Here is a 21,306-nt window from a genome sequence, read left to right as displayed (position 1 = left end):
CTCCTTCGATCAGGCACTCTTCTCTCGTCTCTACTTCAAGCATAAGGAGGTCCCCGAGCTGACCAGCGTCAGCTTCCCGGCCGTGCAGGCCAGCGGGCTTTCTTCTTTAAAAGCGATGCCCAGCGATTTCAACCGCTCCTGATTCGACCAGCTGTAAGTAAATTCGGCCTTCACCGGCTGCCCGGCGGCTTGCAGCTCTGCGAGCTGCGCCTTCAGCTCCTGAGTCAGGGCCAGCTGCTTCTGCGTATACGTCCCGCCGACCAGCAGCGTATTGACCATGATGACAAGCGCAAGGGTCCATCCGGCAGCGTTCAGCACGCGGTGCCCCTTCAAGCTCAGCGCCAGCCAGACGCAAATGAGCGGCACGAACCACAGCTGAGGCACATAGCGTGCCCACCACGCCGCCGGATTGACGAAGGCCGAGGCCGCCAGCAGCACGATAATACCCAGGGCTGCCAAGGTTAAGCCGCTGCGCCGGCGGAATGCGAGCACCAGCACCGCGAGCGAGAGAAGCAGTATGCCGCTGAACAGCGGCCCGAAGCCGGATACGGCTACATCGGGCTCTCCGTAGACGGCAAGCTCCCGGTCCGTAAACGTGAACGGCCATTTGAACTCGGTCGGTCTTTTCTCCGAGCTGTTGCCGACCGTTTTGGCAAAATAAGAGGCACCCGCCTGCTCGAAGCGGTTCATCCGCTCCAGATTGCGCGGGATGAAGTTTTTCACCACATCGATGGCTTCGTCTCCGGCCAACGGATACAACGGGTGACCGTCGCGTACGGTATTGGTGACATAAGGGTTATAGCCCACTAACAGAACCCCTGCGATACCGCCAATGGCAGCGATGCGAAACACCCGCTTCAGCAGGCCGAACTGCTCGCTCATGTACAATACGATCAGCAGGCCGATCGTCAGCAAGCCGGCATAAGCGATGGCCGTGAATTTGATGTTCATCATCATCATCATCGTCAAGGTATAGATAAGAAGCAGCATGCGGCTCGCCTGCACATAGATCAGGCAGCCTATAGCTGCCAGGCACAGCAGCAGCGAGGCCAGCAGACCATCCACGTAAAAGCTGAACGCCTGATACACGCTGACAGGATTCAGCGCCAAGAGCAGGGCGACAACCCAGCCTTGCAGCTGCTGATGAGGACGCAGCGCCAGCAGGGCGGACAGACTGAGCAGCCCGGAAGCGAGAATCAATAGCAGGTTGATCGCTTTGCCCGCTTCCAGCACCCCGGTAGCCATGAAGATCGAAGCGGAAGCCAGCTCCGCCGCTTTGGCATAATGATTGACCCAGATGCTGTTGCCTGTAGGCATGGATAACGGCGCATCATAGACCGGGTTCCACCCTTCCGCAAGCTGGATGATCGCCTCCTGATGGTAGGCTTGTCCATCGTAGGATACATCGTAAAAATAACTGCTGATCAAGAAGCAGCAAACAAAAAGCAATGCCGCTCCCGACAAAGCTACTGCCGGCAGCCAAGCGGGCTGTTGTTCCCCCATCGAGTGATACAACAGCCACACTATAGCGCCGGAAGCCGCAGCTGCCAGCCAAAAATGCAGCGGAAGCAGCGGAACCTTCACTAAAAACAGCAGGGACGGAATGACGAAAGCAGCGACAACCAGCATCAAGAGCGCTGTTCCCGTCATGAAACTAATTGTTGCCAGTCGGTTTTTCATAAGGCCACTCCTCACATCCGTAGTTTCCATATCTGTCGTATGTATTTTATGGTTTCGGCTATGCGAGCCATGGTGAGGCCGCCCATGCCAGCAGCATACCTACGGCAAGCCCCCCAAGGAGCTCAAGACGGGTGTGCCCCTGTCTTTCGCGCAGCCCCGCTTCAACGGCGGCAGCACTTTCGCGGGTGAGCGCATTGATCCACTTCGCGTTCTCCCCAACGGCCCGGCGGATCCCCACCGCATCGATCATCACGATGTAGGTCAAGGCCACCCCGAGGCCGAACATCGGCGTTCCCCAGCCTTGATCGAAGCCGATAAGCATGGTCACCGACGAGACTACCGAAGTATGTGTACTGGGAAAGCCGCCGTTGCCGATCAGCTTGTTCGCTTCTCGGCCGTGACGGATGCGGTTGACCATATATTTCAAAGTCCCCGATACGAGCCATGCGATAAACGGCATTGCCGGGTATAAGAATCGGGCGCTGATTTCCATGTTTGCTTTCTCACCTCCTGGTCCGGTCATTACCCTGCCCGTGCGATAACCAGCACTCCCGCTGAAATCAAGGCGGCGCCGGCCCATTTTTGCATAGATAACGATTCTTGAAACAAATAGAAGCTGAGCACCATGACCACGATATAGCTCACGCTGACCATGGGGTAAGCGGTGCTGAGCGGAAACCTTTTTAAAGCCAGGAGCCAAAAGATCGAGCTGAGCCCATAGCTCCCGATTCCCGCCATGACGGGCCAATACGCCTTCACGCCTGCCCAGGTAAGTAAGGCCGCTCCGGCGGGCTTTGCGGCACTGACGCCCCATTTCATGAGAACCTGCCCCGCTGCTCCCAGCAGAATCGAGGCGATCAACCATATGTATTTGATCACACGCTTGTTCACTCCCTACATTATTTATTGAAGAACAGCAGGATGCAGCCTACGGAAAACCCGTACAATACGACCGTGAGCAGGATGTGCTTGTCCTCCAGCAGCAGCTTTTCGGGACGGCCGCCCTTGTCCTCCATATGAATCAAATACAAATACCGAAACATACCGTACAAAACAAAAACGAGCGTCCACATCAAATGAATCGAACGGCCCGAGGTGAAGGTGAATAAGGCATAGCTCATGATCGTTGCCGTTGTGGCGATCGCCGACATTTGGTCAAGCATCCCCATAGAATACGACTCCAGCACTTTACGGTGCGCTCCCTTGCCCCCTTCAAGAAGCGACAGCTCATGTCTCCGTTTCCCGATGGCCAGGAACAAGGCAAGCAGCATCGTACAAATCAAGAACCAAGGCGTTAGTGAGACGCCGATGACCAATCCCCCGCCGACGGCACGCAGGACGAATCCGGACGCAATAATAAGAAGATCCAGAATGACCACATGCTTAAGCCTCAATGAATACAGCACATTCAGGGAAAAATAAGCGGACAGCACGCAGCCGAACAGCACGTGGAACCGGAACGCCGCCAGGATACAGCACGTCAGCAAAATAAACCCAAACGCCAGCGCCGTCTGCGGATGAATTGCGCCGGAGGCGAGCGGGCGAAATTTTTTCTCCGGATGCATCCGGTCCCTCTCCCGGTCAACATAGTCATTGAGAATGTACACACAGCTGGAGACAAGACTGAACAGAATAAAACCGGTAAAGGCCCGGATCAGCATATTCAGGTCCGCCTGTTGAATGGAAAAAATAAGGGCGGCGAACACCAGCAGGTTTTTGGTCCACTGCCTGGGGCGCATCAAAATAAGGTATTGAATCGGCAGCGCGCGATCTCCCCCCCTTTTCAGCTTGATGTGAGCTTTGGTTTGAGCCATTCCCCATTCTCCTTTACATTAGGATTTTGTGGTGCTTCCGGGCAGATGGGTGCATAGGCTTCCTTCTGTTCCGGCATTCATTATATCGAACAAATCATTCTATATAAAGAACAGAATCATGCCGGTTTTTGGAGAATAACGGAGGTATTTAAAGGATTTTGTTCGCTAAAACGAAATTATCCGCATTTTTCGATTTTTATTTTCTGTTTCTTTGCGCTATACTGCACTTATCGTTCTGTATATGGAACATTCCCTCCGTTCTGTATATAGAACGTCCTCTGGGACACCTGCACTTACAAGGAAGCTACAACTAAGGATCGATGGCACATCGACGCATTGAATGCCGGAATCAGCCGGGAAGAGCTCAAACGTATGATTGAAATGAAAAAAAGATCAATCCCATCAAAATGATCATGAGGAGGAGTAACTGATGTGCGGTATTGTAGGTTACATCGGCAACAGAGATTCACAATCTATTCTTTTGGAAGGATTGAAAAAATTGGAGTACCGGGGGTATGACTCGGCCGGCGTGGCCATTTATACCGAAAACGGTCTTCAATTAAGCAAAGCGAAGGGAAGAATTACGGAGCTGGAGCATCGTCTGCAAAACGAGCCCCTGACCGGATCGGCCGGCATCGGCCATACGCGCTGGGCGACTCATGGGAAGCCTTCGGATGAAAATTCCCATCCCCATACCGATCAAGACCGAACGATTTCCGTTGTACATAACGGCATTATAGAAAATCACTTGCAGCTTAAAGAGGAGCTGGAAGCGCTAGGCTACCGGTTCGTCTCGGAAACCGACACCGAGGTGCTGTCCCATCTCATTGCGCATCATTATGAAGGAAGCTTGATTCAAGCCGTTCGCCATGCGATCGGCCGAATCCGCGGGGCCTATGCTATCGCCGTTCTGTCCGAGCATGAACCGGACAAGCTGGTCGCCGTCCGCCATGCAAGCCCGTTAATTATCGGCGTCGGCCACGGGGAGAACTTTATCGGGTCCGACATTCCGGCGATTCTGGAATATACGCGGGATGTCTACATTTTGAATGACGGAGAAATGGCCGTACTGACCCGTGAGGGCGTAGACCTGATGACGCTGGAAGGCAATTTTATCGCGACCCAGCTGTTTCATATCGATTGGGACCTCCTGATGGCGGAAAAGAACGGCTTTGATACCTTCATGCTGAAGGAAATCCACGAACAGCCGCGTGCCTACCGCGATACGATGCGGGGACGGATCGACGAAGCCAATCAGAGCGTCGTTTTACCCGGGATGCATTTGACCGACGAACAGGCTCGGGACGTACGCCATATTCAAATGGTCGCATGCGGAACAGCCTATCACGCAGCCCTTGTCGGGAAAACGGTCATCGAACGGCTGACACGAATTCCGGTCGAGGTCGATCTGGCCTCCGAGTACAGATACCGGATGCCTGTCGTTCCGGACCATACCCTTGTGATTGCCGTCAGCCAATCCGGTGAAACGGCGGATACGTTGGCCGCCATGAAAGAAGCCAAGGAGCGCGGAGCCCGCGTGATGGCTATTACCAATGTGGTCGGGAGCTCTGTCGCCCGGGAGGCGGAGGATGTGCTCTTCACCCTTGCAGGACCCGAAATCGCGGTCGCCTCAACCAAAGCCTATACTTCCCAGCTTATCGCGTTCTATCTGCTGGCCTTACGCATGGCTGAAGCCCGGGGAACGATCGATAAGGTAATGCTAGTCGAAATGCTGGCCCTGCTGGAGCGGCTGCCTGTGCAGGTAGAAGAGATGCTGCAGCGGCTGCAGCCGATTGAACAGCTGGCTCATCAAATCACACGGCATGAGCACCTGTTTTTTATCGGCCGCGGCCTGGATTACAGTGTCGCTATGGAGGCCTCCCTCAAGCTCAAAGAAATTTCCTACATCCATTCGGAAGCTTACGCCGCTGGCGAATTGAAGCATGGGTCTCTTGCTCTGATTGAGGAGGGAACGCCGGTCATCGCCCTGGCTACGGACGAGCGGCTGCTGGAGAAAACGATCAGCAACATAAAAGAAGTGAAAGCACGCGGAGCGTACGTCATCGGGATTGCCCTCGAGGGCAATATGGAGCTGGCCAAAACCGCGGATCACGTGATTTACGTACCGCATACCCACGCCCTGCTGACGCCTGCCGTAGCGGTGATCCCGCTCCAGCTGCTTGCCTATTACACGGCGACGCTTCGCGGCAATGATGTAGACAAGCCGCGTAATTTAGCCAAAAGCGTAACGGTCGAATAAGAGACCTATTGTTGCGGAAGGAGAGAAACGTATGGAGATGGAGCCATTACAAGAAGCGGCTTCCGTGTTGTACGTCCTGGGAGCCGCAATAGCGGGCGGGTTCACCGTCTTGGGGCTGCTGCGATTCCGCAATCAAAGGACCGCCGAGCAAATGAAGCAAAGCCTTGCCAAGCATCAGGACTATTTCACTTATTTGAGCATCCAGATGGATGACCACGATGCCCTTCAGCCTCCGCCCGGCCCTTTAACCGGGATGGAGCTCAGAGCGGTGCAATCCAAGCTGCTTGAATGGATCGAAACGATCCACGGACGGCACAGGGATAAGCTTACGGCGCTGTGCCGGGATATCGGCCTCGTTGAGGCCGAGCGAAAGCGGCTGAGCAGCCCATGGCATTGGGTCCGCGTCGAGGCGGCCCATCTTCTGGGTGTGATGAGGGCCGCTGAATGCACAGAAACGCTGCTCGCGCTGCTGGAGCGCGAGACGGCTGAATCGACCGCCTTCGTCATCGGGCGGGCTGCCGCCAAATGCGCGCAAAAGCCGGAGGAGCTGCACAAGCTCATCGCGCTGCTCGCGAAGCAGCACCCGCAGGCCCGGCAGCTCATTGCCGACATCATCTCGTCTTCGTCCGTGGATGCCGTACCCGTCTATCATGAAATGCTGGATACGGAGAGTGATGAGACACTGCTTCTGCTGGCGCTGACCGGCTTATCCGGCAGCAATCGGCCCAGCAGCGTGACATCGCTGGAGCGGCTAATTTCATCCGATGCCAAGGAGGTCCGCGTTCGTGCGGCCAAGCTGCTGCTGAACGACCCCCATCTTCTCCTGCCCGGGCGTGTCAGCGAGCTGCTGGCACACCCCGACTGGGAGATCCGGGCTGCCGCCGCCAAAGCCATCGGTGCGCATCAGCTGCTATTCGATATGGAGCCGTTGAAAGCCTCCTTAACCGATGAACAATGGTGGGTTCGCTACAACAGCGCGCAAAGCCTGGCCCGTCTCGGGCTCGAAGGCTTCAAAGCGCTATGCGAAACGGCCCACGCCGCCCCATCGGAATCGCTCTTGGACGCAACATGGGATGCCATTCATGAGAAAATGGATCAAGCCATCGCGGCCGCAGCCGAAGAAGTGCGGCACATTCCTTTTCTGAACGAAATGTCCCATATGTATCGGACGATTTTTCAACAAAACTACACGAGCCTTCAAAATGAGTTCAGTCCCCATCGGTTCGTAGAAAGAGGAGCCGGATGAGACCATTTTTACTGGATTATGGCGTCGTCGCCACTTACTTGATTATCGGGTCCAGCATCCTATATTTTTTCATTCTGGCTGTGTCCCATCAAAAAATGCTGTCCTTGGTCAAAAGCACCATGTATTCCCGCTTCCGCGAGCTCGCAGGCTCGGAGCATGTTCCGCCCGTATCGATTCTGGTTCCCTCACACAATGAGGAGCTGACCATTATTGAAAGCGTCCGTTCCTTAATGCTGCTGGAATTTCCCGTCTATGAGGTCGTCGTGATCAATGACGGCTCCAAGGATCGTACCCTTCAAGTGCTGGTGGAAGCCTTTGACCTGAAGCCCTGCCGGTTCACTGCGTTCCGGTCGTTGGTGCCTTCAAAGCAGATCAAGCAAATGTATCACAACCCGCAGTATCCGAAGCTTATTGTTATCGATAAGGCGAACGGAGGTAAGGCGGATGCGTTGAATGCCGGCATTAATGTAGCCAAATACCCGCTTGTCGCAACCATTGACGCAGACAGCTTATTGGAAAAAGACGCACTGATCCGCTTGGTGAAGGTATATATGGAAAACCCTGAGGAGCATATCGCCATCGGCGGCAATGTCCGCATTGCCAACGGAAGTACTGTAGAGGATGGACGGGTTACCTCCATTCGCTTATCGAACAAGTGGCTCCCTGCCATTCAATATGTAGAGTATATGAAGGCCTTTCTCGGCGGACGGATCGGCTGGAGCTCCATGAATGGATTACTGATCGTGTCCGGCGCCTTCGGGCTGTTCCGCAAGGACTACTTGATCGAGGTCGGCGGCTACGAGGAAGATTGCCCCGGCGAAGATATGAATATCGTCATGAAGCTGCACCGGTATATGCTCGCCAGAAATTTGCCTTACAAAATCATCTTCTGCCCCGATGCGGTCTGCTGGACGCAGGCTCCCGATACGCTAAGTATTCTGGGGTCCCAACGACGCCGTTGGATCCGGGGAACCTTGTGGAATGTGATCCGATTCCGCTCCATGCTGTTTATTCCGAAATATAAGGTGATCGGCTGGCTATCGCTGCCTTACACCATTTTGTACGAAACGGTCAGCCCCTACATCCGGTTATCCGGCTTGGCTGCGCTGGCTGGCTATGTGCTGATGGATATGACTCAGCTGCCTGTGCTGCTCGTCTTCCTGCTGGCCAACCTGCTGATCGGGCTCGTATTCACGCTCGGGTCGCTTATCATTGAGGAAATAGCCATGGGACGCCGGGTCAGCGGTCCAAGCCTGCTGCGCATTCTCGGTATTTCTATCGTCATTTCCGTTTATTATGATCAATTAAACGCCTTTTGGAAGCTGCTTGGCCACTGGGATTACGTTCGGCGCAATAACGGCTGGGGGAACATGGTACGGCGCAGCTGGAAGGAAGATACTGCCGCGAACACCGGATCCGCCGCAACCGGCACCAATGCTTCCAAGGCTCAAGCGATCTCATAAGAACAACGGCACAGGTTACACAAACGAATCGAAATGGAGTGATTACACAGATGAATTCTTCGCTGCTATCCGAATCCCTATTGTCAGAGCGTTTGTACCATCAAATTCAACAGGTGCTTCAATCACCCGCAGGATGGCAGAGCTGCGGCATGATTGCCGCGCGAACAGGGGTTTTGCGCTCCATCGTGCTTCAGGATCTGGAAACCAGATTAAAAATGGAAGACTTGAATCTGAAGGTGATTGGCGCTTATGATGCTGACGATGCCGTCTTGACGGTACTGCTGCCGGGACAATCCCTGTCGTTTACCCACTTTCTGTCTTTAACGGTAAAAGCATTCCTGCAGGACGCCGGCTTCCTCTCCGGAGGCATTGCCGTCGCAAGCTTTCCAGAAAGCGCGCCGGTCGCGCCGGAAGCGCTGAACGATTTCATGTCCCATCTCGGGCCATCGGAGGGAACGGAGCATGAGATAGCTATTTATTCCGGTCAGCCGCGTACAATTTCCGCGCCGAGCATCGTTATGGTCGAACCGAATGCGGATTTGCAGGAATTTCTCCACATTCGTCTTGGCCATCAAGGCTACGACGTCCATCCCGCCCAAGACGGCTTGGAGGGGCTGCGGCTTATTGAAGCCGTGAAGCCGGACCTCGTCCTTACGGAGCTGATGCTCCCTGCGATGGACGGGTACCAATTGATCCACCGCGTGGCCCGGTCTGAGCAAGCTCCTGACTGCCAGGTTGTCGTTCTGACGGACCTTAGCGTCGAGCAGGATATATATAAGTGCTTTGAGCTCGGCGTCGCCGATATTATCAAAAAGCCGTTCTCTCCCGTGGAGCTGGAGGCTCGCCTGCGGAGGCTGCTCGCATAAGCCGGACGCCGGTTTTCTCCGAAAACGTTTAAGGAGTTCATGCCATGAAAAGGGCCCATCTATCCGTTACCTGGATCGTGCGGCTGCTGGCCGTTGCGCTCGTCGGCTTGCTCCTGTGGCATTATTGGCCTGCCAAGAAGGTTGAGAGCATGCAAAGCTCCGACGGGTCGCACATCAAGTTCCGCACCCAGGGCGATCACCTGGAAATATACAACAAGCAACAATGGTCTCCCTTCTTCGTCAAGGGGGTCAATGTAGGCGCAGCGCTGCCGGGACATGACCCCGGTGAGCTGCCTATCGATAAGGAAACGTACCTGAAATGGTTCCAGCAAATTCAAGAGCTCGGAGCTAACACTATCCGCGTCTATACCATTCTTTCCCCGGTCTTTTATGAAGCCTTGGTGGAATACAATCAGAAGCATGCGGAGCAGCCGCTTTATTTTATCCAAGGCGTGTGGACTCCTGAGGAAGAATTGATTGAGAAAAAAGACGCCTATCTCGATGAAATCTACAAGCAGTTTGAAAATGAAATTACACTGGCCGTAGGCGCAGTATATGGCGCTGTTGAAATCCCCGAACGCTTCGGCAAAGCCAGCGGCGCGTACCGCTTTAACGCAGGCCCCTACCTTCTGGCTTGGCATCTGGGCACAGAATGGGAGCCCAATATGGTGAAGAACACCAATGAAAAGCATAAAGACAAAACCGGCTTCAAAGGCTCGTATATTTCAGCAAAGCCTGAAGCGAGCCCGTTCGAGAACTGGCTTGCCCGGCTGCTGGACCATCTCGCGGTGCAGGAGGAGCAGAACGGCTGGAAGCATCCGTTAACCTTCACCAACTGGGTTACAACGGATCCTTTGAACCATCCGGGTGAAATTCTCATTCAAGAGGATATGGTCAGCGTTGATGCCACGCATCTGGACGCAGCCGGCTGGCAGGGCGGGTATTTCGCCTCGTTTCATGCTTATCCGTATTATCCCGATTTTTTCCGGCTGGATACTTCGCTTCAGCATGTGAAGGACGCGGATGGTACTCCTAACACGTACCGCAGCTACTTGCGCAGCCTGAAAGCCTATCACAAGGATTTGCCTGTTATGATTACCGAATTCGGCGTTCCCTCCTCTTTCGGTGTCGGTCATGTAGCGAACAAAAACCGGAATCAAGGCGGTCACGATGAAGCGGAGCAAGGCCGGATTAACGCCTCCCTGCTTCAGGACATTCACTCGGAAGGCATGGCCGGAGGCATTGTTTTTTCTTGGCAGGATGAATGGTTCAAACGCACCTGGAATACAATGCAGTTCGAAATTCCTCAAGCACGGCGCAAATACTGGCATAATGTGCTGACGAACGAGCAGTATTTCGGGTTGGTGGCGGAGCTGTCAGGTAAGGACGGCATCCTCCGCATGGATGGAGAGGACAACGACTGGAATGCGCTCCCGGCAAACAATAAGCAAGTGCTTCAAGGGACTTATCCCGGCTGGAAGTCGATCACCATGACACACGATGAATCTTATGTCTACATCCTGGCCGAGCTCGATAAGCCCTTCAATCCCGAGCAGGAGCTGCTGAATCTGGGCGTCGATACCGTTCCAGGAGGAAATAAGCATGCGAGCGAGCTCGGCGGCCGTCAGCTGGACGAAGGCTTGGAAACGCTGATTACTCTGGGGAAAGATAATGAAAGCGAAGTGAAAATCGCGTCCAATTACGATTTTCATACCCGGTTGTATGGAAAGCAATACGGGATGCTTGAAGAGAAGCCTGAGGAAATGAAGGACGATTCCGGCTTATTTAAACCATGGAAGCTGGCTGTCGGCTTGGAGATGATTCCTCCCGATTCGACCCAATATTATCCGTTCGAGGACGTCCCGGCAGGCCGCTTGCTGCGCGGGACGACCGACCGCTCCTCTGCCGATTTCAATTCGCTCGCGATGTGGCAGGCCAAGGGCAATAAGGTCGAGATGCGCATCCCTTGGATGCTGCTTGGATTTACCGATCCCAGCTCTCTGCAGGTCATGAGTTACGGCGACAAGGACGGCAAGCTCGCAGCCATGACGACCAAAGGCATCCGGCTGGTCCCATGGATAACGGAACGCGGCAGCACCGTCTCGGCAAGCGGCAAAGCAGCCGACGCCCGGTCCATAGCCGTATCCAAGCTGCCTGTTTACAGCTGGCCTGCTTGGAACAAGGTCCAGTACCACGAAACGTTGAAGCAAAGCTACAACCTGATGAAGGAAGCGTTTCAAAAGCTAAAAAGCCCTTCCTGATCCTTACGGGAGGAAGAGCTTTCAGAAAAGCGTGAGAAACCAAGCGGCAGCACCGTTGTTACTTTTGGCTGTTGCGGCTATTACGCCACTTATTGAACTCCAGGAATTCCGCAAATTGCTCCTTGCTGATGCCGGAAGCCATCGCTTCCCGCACCAGCTGCAACCACTCCTCATCAAGCTGTTCTTGAGGGGTGGTTGTGTTATGTAGGAAGGTTTCTACCGGAACCCCCAGCACATGACTTATTTTTTCGAGAAAATGGATGGACGGATTCGATCTCAAATCTCTTTCCATGGAGCTCAAATAAGATTTGGCAACCCCCGCCTTCTCCGCCAGCTCGGATAGAGAAAGACCTTGCGCCAAACGCAATTCCTTGACTTTTTTGCCAATCATGGTAGTGACCCCTTTTATGTGCCATCTGTTTGTATCCATTTGTATAGTATAAATTCTATTTTAACAAACAATTAGCTGTCTGTGCATGGTTATTTACATGTAAGCGCTACCATTTTTTCCAAAAAAAGAAGAATCCGCAGATTCCAATAAAAATGCCTATTCTTCTTCTTTCTTGCGAGTCGCTTTTAATGGTATGTTTGTTTTTTTACATTCGTGGAAAAATTGCCGGACTTCCTCAGTAGAAAGCCCCGAATCGCGGGCGGCGATCATCAGGTGGATCCAATTCTCATCCAGGTTGTTATTATGTACCGTTGTGAACAATGACATAGCCCAATCCCTCCTGGCTCCGGAAATTTGGCACACTATACTCTTCGTGCTTTTACCCCGGTTTGGGTCGGTATGAATCAGAGGTTTGGGATATTTTACCTTTCCATTCCACTTGGGCGGATCTTGTTTACAGGTTGTATGACGGGCTTACCTGTTGATTCTTTGTACCCGGTCCTGTCCGCCCTACCAGCCGTTGCGCGCCGCCAGTCTGAACGTTTGGGTCGCCACAAGCGACATCGCATACACCAATAAAGAAACAACGATGGAAACGGCCGCCACCCAAGGCATCGAATAGCCGGCATGATTCATGAATACAAAAGCACCCTGTCCGCATATGGCCATGATGAGCAGGCACAGCACGGTTTTCATATATTTGCGGCTGTCCAAAGAAAAGCCGATATGCGTCGCAATCGCCAAAAAGTTAAGCACAGTAATCATACAGATCCCAAAGTTGATCCCCGTTGCTACCCCGTAAATCCCCCACTCCGAGCCCATGATGAAGATCGCCGCCGCCTGCAGCACGGTGCTAATGATGAAATTCCACATCACCGTCTTTACCCTGCCGACACCAAGCAGAATGGCATGAAGCGGCTCCTCGAAATAATGCAGCAGGAAAAACGGCGCCAGCAGCTTGAGCAGGTGCCCGGCCTCCGGGGCATGGTACAGTACGGTCGTCAGCGGAATCGCCCACATATATAAGATCAAGGTGCATGGGGCCCCCACGATAAAAGCAAGCTGAATCGCCTGATCGATTCGCTGATGGATCAGCCTGCGGTTGTTGCCCGCATTCGCTTCACTGATCGAGGGAATAAGTGCAGTGGACAGCGAGCTCATAATGAACGTAGGGAATACGAGCAGCGGGAACGCGTAACCCATCAGCAGCCCGTACTGCTTCGTAGCCATTGCGGTCCCGATCCCGGCTATGGCCAGACTTTTAATGACAAGCGCGGGCTTGAACGCTCTGTAGATCGAATGAATAAACCCCTGTCCCGTGGATGGAAGTCCTATGTGAAGCAGCTCGTATAAAATATGCTTTTTGTTAGGCAATGCCGCTGCGTTAGCCTGAGATCCCGCAGGGGCACTCGTCTTCTTATGCAGCATATACATGAACAGCAAATACAAGAGCCCGCTTCCTTCCCCGATGACCGAGCAAGCCATCGCCCCTGCAGCCGCATATTCGATGCCATACGGGAGCAGCACCTGCACCAGCATCACGATAACGGCGATTTGTACGATATTCTCAATGACATCGGAGATGGCGATCGGCTTCATATTTTGCTTACCGCGAAAATACCCCTTCAGCACGGACGAAATGGCTACGAGTGGAGCAATAGGAATGATGGCGAGCATCGCATAATACGCCCTCGAATCCGCCAAAATGACAGAGGCAATAGACTTGGATCCGATGAAGACACCAAGCGTGAGAATGACGCTGATCGAGACGGTTAAGGTTAAGGACACCTGCAGAATCCTTTTTACCTTGCCTGTATCTCCCTGGGCTTCCGCTTCCGCCACCAGCTTGGAAATAGCGACAGGCAGCCCCAGGCTCGTTAACGTAATCATCATGGGGACCAGCGGGTGCGCCATCATCAGCAGGCCAATCCCCTCGGGACCTAAGTAGCGAGCTAATAAAATGCTGGTTAAAAACCCGATCATTCTTGTAATAAACGCCGCCGCAGTCAAAATAAAGGTGCCCCGTACAAAAGAAGATTGTGGTTTAGGCATGTCGCGTACATCTCCATATCTTTAGGCTTAACTCTATACATATTCGAAACGGCTGCATTGTATGCGAACAAGCTTAAAAGGCTTGCCAAACTCCCAACTCCTCAAGGCATCCAGACCAAAAACCACTCCCGCCGCTTTCGCTTCAGGAGTGGTTCGTTGGTTCAATCTTTAGGAAATATGCGCCACATGGCCGCCTGACCGGCGAATTTTATCCACCACTTCAAGATAATCCTCTTCCCTCACCCGCACGCTAAGCGAGTACAGAAGCGCCCGGTCGTCGATACCGTCACGGTTGCGGTCATGCTCTTCGGCGTCCAGCGACGTAAGGCCGAAGAAAGCCCCGGCCGAAGCCGTTTCGCTGGAGCCGGAGCCGACCGCGTAGCCGCCTCCTACCGGACCGGATGACGATCCGGCGGCGAAGGCGAACGGGAGCAGCAATGGGGTGCCCCGATCCAGCGCCTCAGGCAGGGCACCTATTTCTAGCTGCTCATGCTTGTATAGCTCCAGCTTCAAACGTACATCCTCCGCCTCGTTTTCCGTATAAAAATAAGCTAGTACCTGTCTCATCCTATCAGCACTCTCCTTTGTAAGGAAATAGAAGGCCGTCTCTTCCGTTATTACCCTAAATGGAGCAGGCTAAACCTGAGGCAGCGAATTAGCTCTTATCATCAATCAGCGCAGCCTTCATCAACAATCGCTGCACGATGGCCGCCGTTTCCGCCCGGGTGATTTCGCCCGCCGGGACAAGTCCGGCTTCCGAACCGTTTGCTAGCCCCTTCTTCACCACAGCGGCAACCGCCTGCTTGGCCCAAGCATTTACCGCTTTGCCGTCTGCAAATTCGGACAAAACCGATTCCGCTTCTGTGCCGCTGATTGCTGGTTCCAACCCCGCCAGTTTCATGGCGCGTGCAATGATAACCATCGCTTCCTCGCGGGTGATCGTCTTATTCGGGCAGAACGTTCCGTCCTCGTAACCGTTTATGATGCCGTACTCCTGTGCTTTCGCCACTGCACCGACATACCAGTCACCCGGCCTTACATCCGTAAAAGCAGAGGTTTTGTCGTTGTCGGCAAGACCGAGCGCACGCACGATGAGCCCCGCAAACTCAGCACGGGTGATCGCAGCATCCGGCTTGAAATGCATCTCGTCAACCCCGTTAATCACCATCCGTGATGCGATGTCATTTACCGCAGCTTTGGACCAATGCCCTTCTACATCCGCGAACGTCCCCGGATGCCAAATGACAGCGTACGTACTGTTGGTCAAGCTGCTCACAACGGCATAGCGCTTTCCTTCACGAACCTTCATGTACGTCGGAACATGGCGGACGGCTCCATCGTTTTCAATCACAATTGCCGTCGTGATCTGGTTTACGCCATCCGCCAGCGGAATTTCCCGGTTCACGTAAGAGGCGAACTTGTCCACTTCCGCTGTTTTTCCGTTGTAAACAGCGGTTATCGTATAATCAACGGGCTGGGCCACAACCTTGTAATGACCTTTCAACGCGCTTGTTTCCAACTGCTGTCGTTTGGCTGCATCGCTCTTCGCAATATCCACGTGCACCATAATATCCGCGAGCTTCGCCTGTCCGTCGAGCTGCTGTGCCAAACGGTCGATCGACACTTCTGCCGCCGGCAGGCTGTAGTTGCCGTTCGGTGTCCGGATGTCCAGTGTGGCTTGCTTGCCTTCAAGCGCCTTCACAGCATCCCCTGTTAATACCACCGACACTTGATCCGCCGTCGATGTTACCGGAATGACGATGACCGGCTTGCCTCCTGCTTTAGCGAGCTGCGCCGACAATAGAGCCGCATCCATTTTTACAGTAAAACCGATTTTCCCATTCTCATTGGTTTCTTCGCCTAGGGCGATCTGCTCAAATGGTTCGCCGTCAACGATGATTTTAAAGTCTTGCGATGGCCTGCTGGCCGGAGCCGAGGTTCCGCCCGTCGAACTTTTGCTTCCATTAGACGAAGCAGCTCGCGTAACCGTCACCTTGTACGTCTGCGATGTACCTTTTTCTCCGGTCACATTAAGCCAGATTCCATTATTCCCCACACGAAGCGGCAATGCATTAGACGGCATTCCGCTCACCAAATCAACAGGTCCCAAAACCTTCGCGCCCGTATTGTCATAAACGCTTGCCGTCACGGTATGCTGTTCGGCTTTGTACACAACCGCCGTTACGGTCAGAGCATCCACCCCATTCGGTACAACCACCGAATAATCCGTGATCCCGCTGGCAAACGCTGGACTGAGCGTACCGGTTGATAGTGTCAGGCCGGTTAAATAAGACGGATAAGCGAATGGGTCGTCCGAATTGATCTCCGCTGCAGTCAGCGCGATCAGCTTGAACGAGATCACCCGGCCGTAGCCGTTCACTTCATACACGCCAACATATTTGTTCGTCACCGCGTCAACTCCGGCGATGCTCGTTCCGGAAATGTACGGCGCCAAGATACCCGTACCTGTCGGCACCTCGTCACCAACCGACGGCGTTGCAATACGGGCGGGGGATACTTGAACAATCAGGTGATTGCCTTCATAAACGGAAGCCGTTACTGCCGTTGTTCCGAAGGCGCTCCCAGCTGCAGCAGATGCGCTCAGCGCCCCTGCAGGTATGGCCGGCACGTCTACCTTGCGGATGTTGGCGTTGCCCGGGTCCGCGATATAAATATCGCCGCTCAGGTCCACGGCGACCCCGGTAGGGTTATACAATGGAGCCTTCGTCGCAGGCCCTCCGTCACCGATTAATTCGTTAGCCCCAGGTATGCCGGCAACCGTGGTGACCGTCCCGCTCGGATCTACTTGGAGGACCCTTCTGCCCGACGTCTCGGCGACGTAGAGATTGTCGTTCCGATCGATAGCCAGTCCTCTGGGCCCAATGAATCCGGTCGCATAGACACTAATATTTCCGTTCACATCCACTTTCGAAACTGCATCAGATCTGCCGGAGTCAATAAAGTAAATGCTGCCCTTGCTGTCTACGGCAATGCCGTAGGCAGAGTAAATCTGCGCATCATCCGAATGAAGAATGAAGTCAATGTTTCCCGTAGTGAGATTCAGCTTGCCGATCCCCTCCGAGGTCGAAATGTAGAGATTTCCTTTGTTGTCCACAGCGATCCCTGTGAGGCTGCTTTCTTCCAGCTCCTTTACCGTGCTGATTTTCTTGGTAACAGCGTCTATTTTACGAATCCGGTTGTCTCCCGTACCCATGATATAAACATTGCCCGCTCCGTCTACGGCCACTCCCTCGGGACCGCTTAATTGAGCTTCCGTTGCCGGAATATCGTCACCGTTATTGCCAAAAATCCCGGTTCCCGCGATCGTATGAATAATTCCGGTGGCTGCGTCCACCTTACGGACCCGTTGATTAGCCGTATCCGCAATATAAACATTGCCTGCTCCGTCAACGGCTGTCGAAATAGGCTCGCTTAATTGAGCATTGACAGCCCGTTCCCCATCGCCGCTATAATTGCTTTCTCCATTGCCTCCGATGGTGCTGACATTTCCCGTTGCATCTACCTTGCGAATCAGATGGCTGCCCGTATCCGCAATAAATAAATCCCCGTTGGTGTCTACGGCCACACTTAATGGGTTTGCCAAAGCGACGCTGCCGGTCGCCACAGTGCTGATGTTCCCGCTCGTATCCATTTTTCGAATAACGTTATTGGATTGATCTGCAATATAAAGGTTATGACTGCTGTCAATGGCTAATCCGTGAGGGAATTTCAACGGAGTAGGGAGAGCAGCCGCTCCATTGACGCCCAATGTGGTTGTTCCCGCTTCTCCGATTACCGTGCTGACGGTTCCATCCGAAGTGACGGCGAGAATCGTATGATTGTTCGTATCCGCAACATAAAGGACCGGCTCTCCATTGTTATTATAGTCTACCACCAATCCTTTGGGCTGATGAAGGCCAGCAGCCAGAGCCAAGACTTTCCCTTGAGCCTCGACTTTGAGAATCCGGCTATGGCCTGAATCCGCAATATAAAGAGCGCCGTACTTATCAAACGCGACATCGGTTGGGCGAGACAACGTATAGTCTTGGCCCATATCCACCGTACTAATCGTGCCGCCTGCGTCCACCTTGCGGATCGTTGAGCTGAAATTATCGGTGATATACATATTGTCGTTGTTGTCTAGAGCCACTCCCCAGGGAAGCAATTGTGCGGCGGTAGCCGCTCCCCCGTCTCCGGTATTACCTCGGATGCCATTGCCCGCTACGACGACTTCCTCCGAAGTGGCTTTGTCAATACGTCGTATGACACTGTTTGCCGGGTCCGACACGTAAATAAAATGGCTCGTAACAAATAGATCGAACGGCATCTGGCCCACACTTGTAGCTTTCCCGGCTCCGGGACCTCCAGCAAAAGTGCTGATGATACCCGTGCCGCTGCCGTCAAGCGCTTCTGCAGAGGCCGAGCCTCCATTAGGCAAGACTGGCGCCAGACATCCAACCCCCGCCATCAGCAGTGCCAGGACAGTATGAAGTCTCTTCTTCACAAACTTATAATTCATTGTCTCCTTCTCCTTTAGCTAGTTCGCAAGTTATGACCCGTGTGAAGCAGCTGAGATAAGTTCCTTCACACGGGCCCTTCGTTATTCTTTAACATTTCTTGAACCAAGTCTCATTCTTCAATCCGCGGTCTAAGAGCAGCAAGAGCGGTTCGAGTGATGACAATCTGATACCTTTTCGTATTGGTGCGATCTTCTGAAGTGACTTCCAGTATGATTTCGTTTTGCCCTTCCCTTAATGTCATTGGCGGGCTCGGCTGACCGCTCATCATCGGAGCAGGCTGGCTTCCGTATACACTGAACGTAACAGTGGCATGTTGATCTGCCGTCGTTGGCACGAGCGTGATTGAATTGACCCCACCGTCCACCGTTACAGCGTATTTGTTAATCGTTGAGGAAAAGCCCGGTTGCAGCGTTCCCGCAGATAAAGTGAGTGCACTTAAATTGGCATCCGATGAGGACAATTTTACTTTTACAGGGAATCTGGACATGTTGACCGTTCCGTCTCCCAACTGCCCTCCGTCATTCAGACCCATGGCCCAGACGGAGCCATCCTGACGGGTGAATACACCGAAACCATCCCCGCCTTCCGCTTCAGCCGCCCCGTCGAAGGGACGACCGTCCTGCCATTTGACTTGGACAGGGGTATAACGGTTCGTGGTCGTTCCGTCACCCAATTGCCCTCTGCCGTTTTCTCCCCAGGCAACGACCGTTCCGTCTTTTTTAATTGCATAGGAATGGTCCCAGCCGGCTCCAATAGCGATCACGTTCGACAGCTGGCCGGACGGGTCGTTCGGATCCGCAACCGGCATAGGATAGCCCGCGAACTGAATTTGCGGATTGCCATTTCCCAATGCGCCGTATAGATTGCTCCCCCATGCGTATACTTTGCCATCCTTCAGCGCCAATACATGCGTAATTCCCGGAGCCATGGCCTGAACACCCGTCCAGCCGGCAGCCGCATTATTCGGGGCATGGACCTTCACGGGTACATACGATCTTTCGAGAACATCGCTTGCGGGTCTTGTTCCGATTCCGAGCTGACCGAAGCTTTCCTCACCCCACGCCCAAAGCAAGCCCGTTGTATCGATTGCCATCGTGTATCCATTTCGGACAAAAATGTTCTTAATGGGCGGGAGGTTCGGAACCTTCACCGGAACCGGACTTCCCGGAACCTCGTTCCCGATTCCCAGCTCTCCGTTTTGATTGTTCCCCCAGGTATAAACGCTGCCGTCTTCCTTGAGGGCAACGCCAAATGAGCTGCCTGCCTGAATCTTTTTCACACCGGTTAAATGGCCTGACGGATCGGTTGAGTCTTTTACTTGAACCGGCGTATAACGGCGTGTTGTCGTTTCGTCTCCCAATTCGCCGTTGTTATTTTGTCCCCATCCCCATACGGTTTTGTCTGCCGCCAGGGCAAGCGTGAACTGGATCCCGGCATCGACTTGCTTGAAGCGGATGCCTTCAATCGCTCCTTTCACCTCGGTCGGAACTTTTCTGTAGGTAGAGTCACCAAGCCCTAACTGACCGGATCCATTGTATCCCCACGTCCAAACCGAGCCGTCCTGCTTTAAGGCAACGTTGTGCGTTTGGGATTGAACCTGCGGGAAAACGCTTGGTTCCGGTTGATCAGTCGGTTTGTCAGCATCGACGATGATCGTCAGCGTAGCAATGTTCGAATAGCTTACGCCATCCGTGAGCTGAAAATGAATCGTTCTTGTCCCCGTAAATCCAGTCCTGGGCGTATAAGTGTACGTGTCTCCATTTTTCTCGACTTCGCCGTCATCCAACCAGCTAAGATAAACAATGCCCCATGATGTGTTATCAGGATCAGTACCTTTTACAGTAAAGCTTACCGGGGTATTTAAAGATGTTTGCAAATGAAGATCCTCAGCCGCAGGCGGCTGATTCGGTCCATCGTCAATCTGGATCCGCACAGCCAAAGGAGCAGCCGAGTAGCTTATACCATCATAAAGGTGAACCCAAACGAGCTCACTGCCGACAGCGTCCTGCCTTGGTGTGAAGGTAAAAAAGCCTGTCGAATCATCGATATCCAGCGTCCCCAGCGTCGGCTGGTTCAACACGACGAAGCGGACCGGATCCTTATCCAAATCCTCGGCCAAGATTCGGCTCTTTACTGGGCGGTTTTTCTTTGTAAAGGCACCTCCGATATCCCCGTATGGGGACCTGTTCGAACCCGATTTGATTTGAATGGCTACAACTGCATCCCCTGAATCACGGGTCCCGTCGGATGCCCGGTATTTGAATTGATCCGCCCCGGTGTAACCGTCCTCCGGTGTATACAAGAAAGTCAAACTATTGTCCAATACTACCCTTCCATGCTTCGTCTGCTCTGTCACTTGGTAAGTCAAGGCATCCCCATTCGGGTCATGCCCTAACAAAGGACTTCGAATATACTGACCCGCCATCGTGATCAGGCTGCTGTCCTGCACCGTCGGCACGTTCGCGTTGTCTCCCTCAACGATAAATGTCAATATTGCGATGTTCGAGAGAGTTACCCCGTCGTTCACCTGGAAGGGAACCTTCGCCGTTCCGCTAAATCCGGGATTCGGCATGTAGGTCAGCTCATTACCTACCACGTTGATCGTACCGTACAAGTATTCGCGACCGTACTGGACTGACCACTGACTGTTATCCGGGTCGTTCGGCTTGACGATAAACGTCACCGCCGTATTCACCTGCGTGTGCACCGTCATATTTTCTATTACCGGAGGTTGATTCGGCCCGTCGTCGATG

The 21,306-nt window shown here is 53.5% G+C and carries 15 protein-coding genes; 5 read left to right on the top strand and 10 right to left on the bottom strand.

What is annotated here, in order from left to right; genetic code table 11:
- Window positions 1-30 precede the first annotated feature (30 nt).
- The 4 genes from CF651_RS28805 to CF651_RS28790 are packed head-to-tail and all read right to left on the bottom strand — an operon-like array spanning window position 31 to window position 3,419.
- The gene (locus CF651_RS28805; RefSeq protein WP_094018315.1) at window positions 31-1,680 is read right to left on the bottom strand and encodes a hypothetical protein; all 1,650 of its coding nucleotides are present in this window, start codon (window positions 1,678-1,680) and stop codon (window positions 31-33) included.
- Between the two features lie 58 nt (window positions 1,681-1,738).
- Window positions 1,739-2,203 (bottom strand): divergent PAP2 family protein, encoded by a 465-nt coding sequence (locus CF651_RS28800; protein WP_245856199.1) that lies wholly within the window; start codon window positions 2,201-2,203, stop codon window positions 1,739-1,741.
- Window positions 2,203-2,559, bottom strand: coding sequence for an EamA family transporter (locus CF651_RS28795; RefSeq protein WP_179233042.1), 357 nt, complete (start codon window positions 2,557-2,559; stop codon window positions 2,203-2,205). The genes CF651_RS28800 and CF651_RS28795 overlap by 1 nt, the downstream gene beginning before the upstream one ends.
- Window positions 2,560-2,579: 20 nt before the next feature.
- Complete coding sequence (locus CF651_RS28790; protein WP_245856201.1) at window positions 2,580-3,419, bottom strand: decaprenyl-phosphate phosphoribosyltransferase; 840 nt, start codon at window positions 3,417-3,419, stop codon at window positions 2,580-2,582.
- A 505-nt stretch (window positions 3,420-3,924) separates the two neighbouring features.
- On the opposite strand from CF651_RS28790, the gene glmS reads away from it, so the two are divergent.
- The 5 genes from glmS to CF651_RS28765 are packed head-to-tail and all read left to right on the top strand — an operon-like array spanning window position 3,925 to window position 11,590.
- Complete coding sequence (glmS, locus tag CF651_RS28785) at window positions 3,925-5,754, top strand: glutamine--fructose-6-phosphate transaminase (isomerizing) (protein ID WP_094018311.1); 1,830 nt, start codon at window positions 3,925-3,927, stop codon at window positions 5,752-5,754.
- A gap of 31 nt (window positions 5,755-5,785) precedes the next feature.
- Window positions 5,786-7,000 carry a HEAT repeat domain-containing protein gene (locus CF651_RS28780; RefSeq protein ID WP_094018310.1) on the top strand — a complete coding sequence of 405 codons (1,215 nt, stop codon included), beginning with the start codon at window positions 5,786-5,788 and terminating at the stop codon, window positions 6,998-7,000.
- The gene (locus tag CF651_RS28775; protein ID WP_094018309.1) at window positions 6,997-8,463 is read left to right on the top strand and encodes a glycosyltransferase family 2 protein; all 1,467 of its coding nucleotides are present in this window, start codon (window positions 6,997-6,999) and stop codon (window positions 8,461-8,463) included. The genes CF651_RS28780 and CF651_RS28775 overlap by 4 nt, the downstream gene beginning before the upstream one ends.
- 50 nt (window positions 8,464-8,513) lie before the next feature.
- A complete protein-coding gene (locus CF651_RS28770) occupies window positions 8,514-9,329 on the top strand; it encodes a response regulator transcription factor (RefSeq protein WP_094018308.1) in 816 nt (271 codons plus the stop codon).
- Between the two features lie 44 nt (window positions 9,330-9,373).
- A complete protein-coding gene (locus CF651_RS28765; protein ID WP_094018307.1) occupies window positions 9,374-11,590 on the top strand; it encodes a hypothetical protein in 2,217 nt (738 codons plus the stop codon).
- Between the two features lie 58 nt (window positions 11,591-11,648).
- On the opposite strand, the gene CF651_RS28760 is transcribed toward CF651_RS28765, so the two are convergent.
- The 6 genes from CF651_RS28760 to CF651_RS28740 form a co-directional block, all read right to left on the bottom strand.
- A complete protein-coding gene (locus CF651_RS28760; protein ID WP_094018306.1) occupies window positions 11,649-11,981 on the bottom strand; it encodes a helix-turn-helix domain-containing protein in 333 nt (110 codons plus the stop codon).
- A 156-nt stretch (window positions 11,982-12,137) separates the two neighbouring features.
- On the bottom strand, window positions 12,138-12,308 hold the full coding sequence (locus tag CF651_RS32060; RefSeq protein ID WP_144029125.1) for an anti-repressor SinI family protein: 171 nt from the start codon (window positions 12,306-12,308) through the stop codon (window positions 12,138-12,140).
- A 183-nt stretch (window positions 12,309-12,491) separates the two neighbouring features.
- Window positions 12,492-14,033 (bottom strand): stage V sporulation protein B, encoded by a 1,542-nt coding sequence (gene spoVB, locus CF651_RS28755; protein ID WP_094018305.1) that lies wholly within the window; start codon window positions 14,031-14,033, stop codon window positions 12,492-12,494.
- 168 nt (window positions 14,034-14,201) lie between these two features.
- Window positions 14,202-14,600 (bottom strand): hypothetical protein, encoded by a 399-nt coding sequence (locus CF651_RS28750; RefSeq protein WP_094018304.1) that lies wholly within the window; start codon window positions 14,598-14,600, stop codon window positions 14,202-14,204.
- An 88-nt stretch (window positions 14,601-14,688) separates the two neighbouring features.
- On the bottom strand, window positions 14,689-18,552 hold the full coding sequence (locus CF651_RS28745; protein ID WP_094018303.1) for an NHL domain-containing protein: 3,864 nt from the start codon (window positions 18,550-18,552) through the stop codon (window positions 14,689-14,691).
- 110 nt (window positions 18,553-18,662) lie between these two features.
- Window positions 18,663-21,306: RCC1 domain-containing protein (locus tag CF651_RS28740; RefSeq protein WP_179233041.1), on the bottom strand; the 2,644-nt coding region annotated here is incomplete at its 5' end.

The organism is Paenibacillus rigui (assembly GCF_002234615.1).
Taxonomy (GTDB): Bacteria; Bacillota; Bacilli; order Paenibacillales; family NBRC-103111; genus Paenibacillus_S; species Paenibacillus_S rigui.
This window is presented reverse-complemented; position numbering and strand designations above follow the sequence as displayed.

Excerpts from the sequence above, each read along its gene's own strand:
- CF651_RS28790 (WP_245856201.1), bottom strand. The coding sequence starts at position 3,419 with ATGCGCCCCAGGCAGTGGACCAAAAACCTGCTGGTGTTCGCCGCCCTT.
- CF651_RS28805 (WP_094018315.1), bottom strand. The coding sequence starts at position 1,680 with ATGAAAAACCGACTGGCAACAATTAGTTTCATGACGGGAACAGCGCTC.
- CF651_RS28780 (WP_094018310.1), top strand. The coding sequence starts at position 5,786 with ATGGAGATGGAGCCATTACAAGAAGCGGCTTCCGTGTTGTACGTCCTG.
- CF651_RS28760 (WP_094018306.1), bottom strand. The coding sequence starts at position 11,981 with ATGATTGGCAAAAAAGTCAAGGAATTGCGTTTGGCGCAAGGTCTTTCT.
- CF651_RS28775 (WP_094018309.1), top strand. The coding sequence starts at position 6,997 with ATGAGACCATTTTTACTGGATTATGGCGTCGTCGCCACTTACTTGATT.
- CF651_RS32060 (WP_144029125.1), bottom strand. The coding sequence starts at position 12,308 with ATGTCATTGTTCACAACGGTACATAATAACAACCTGGATGAGAATTGG.
- CF651_RS28765 (WP_094018307.1), top strand. The coding sequence starts at position 9,374 with ATGAAAAGGGCCCATCTATCCGTTACCTGGATCGTGCGGCTGCTGGCC.
- spoVB (WP_094018305.1), bottom strand. The coding sequence starts at position 14,033 with ATGCCTAAACCACAATCTTCTTTTGTACGGGGCACCTTTATTTTGACT.
- CF651_RS28750 (WP_094018304.1), bottom strand. The coding sequence starts at position 14,600 with ATGAGACAGGTACTAGCTTATTTTTATACGGAAAACGAGGCGGAGGAT.
- CF651_RS28770 (WP_094018308.1), top strand. The coding sequence starts at position 8,514 with ATGAATTCTTCGCTGCTATCCGAATCCCTATTGTCAGAGCGTTTGTAC.
- CF651_RS28745 (WP_094018303.1), bottom strand. The coding sequence starts at position 18,552 with ATGAATTATAAGTTTGTGAAGAAGAGACTTCATACTGTCCTGGCACTG.
- CF651_RS28800 (WP_245856199.1), bottom strand. The coding sequence starts at position 2,203 with ATGACCGGACCAGGAGGTGAGAAAGCAAACATGGAAATCAGCGCCCGA.
- glmS (WP_094018311.1), top strand. The coding sequence starts at position 3,925 with ATGTGCGGTATTGTAGGTTACATCGGCAACAGAGATTCACAATCTATT.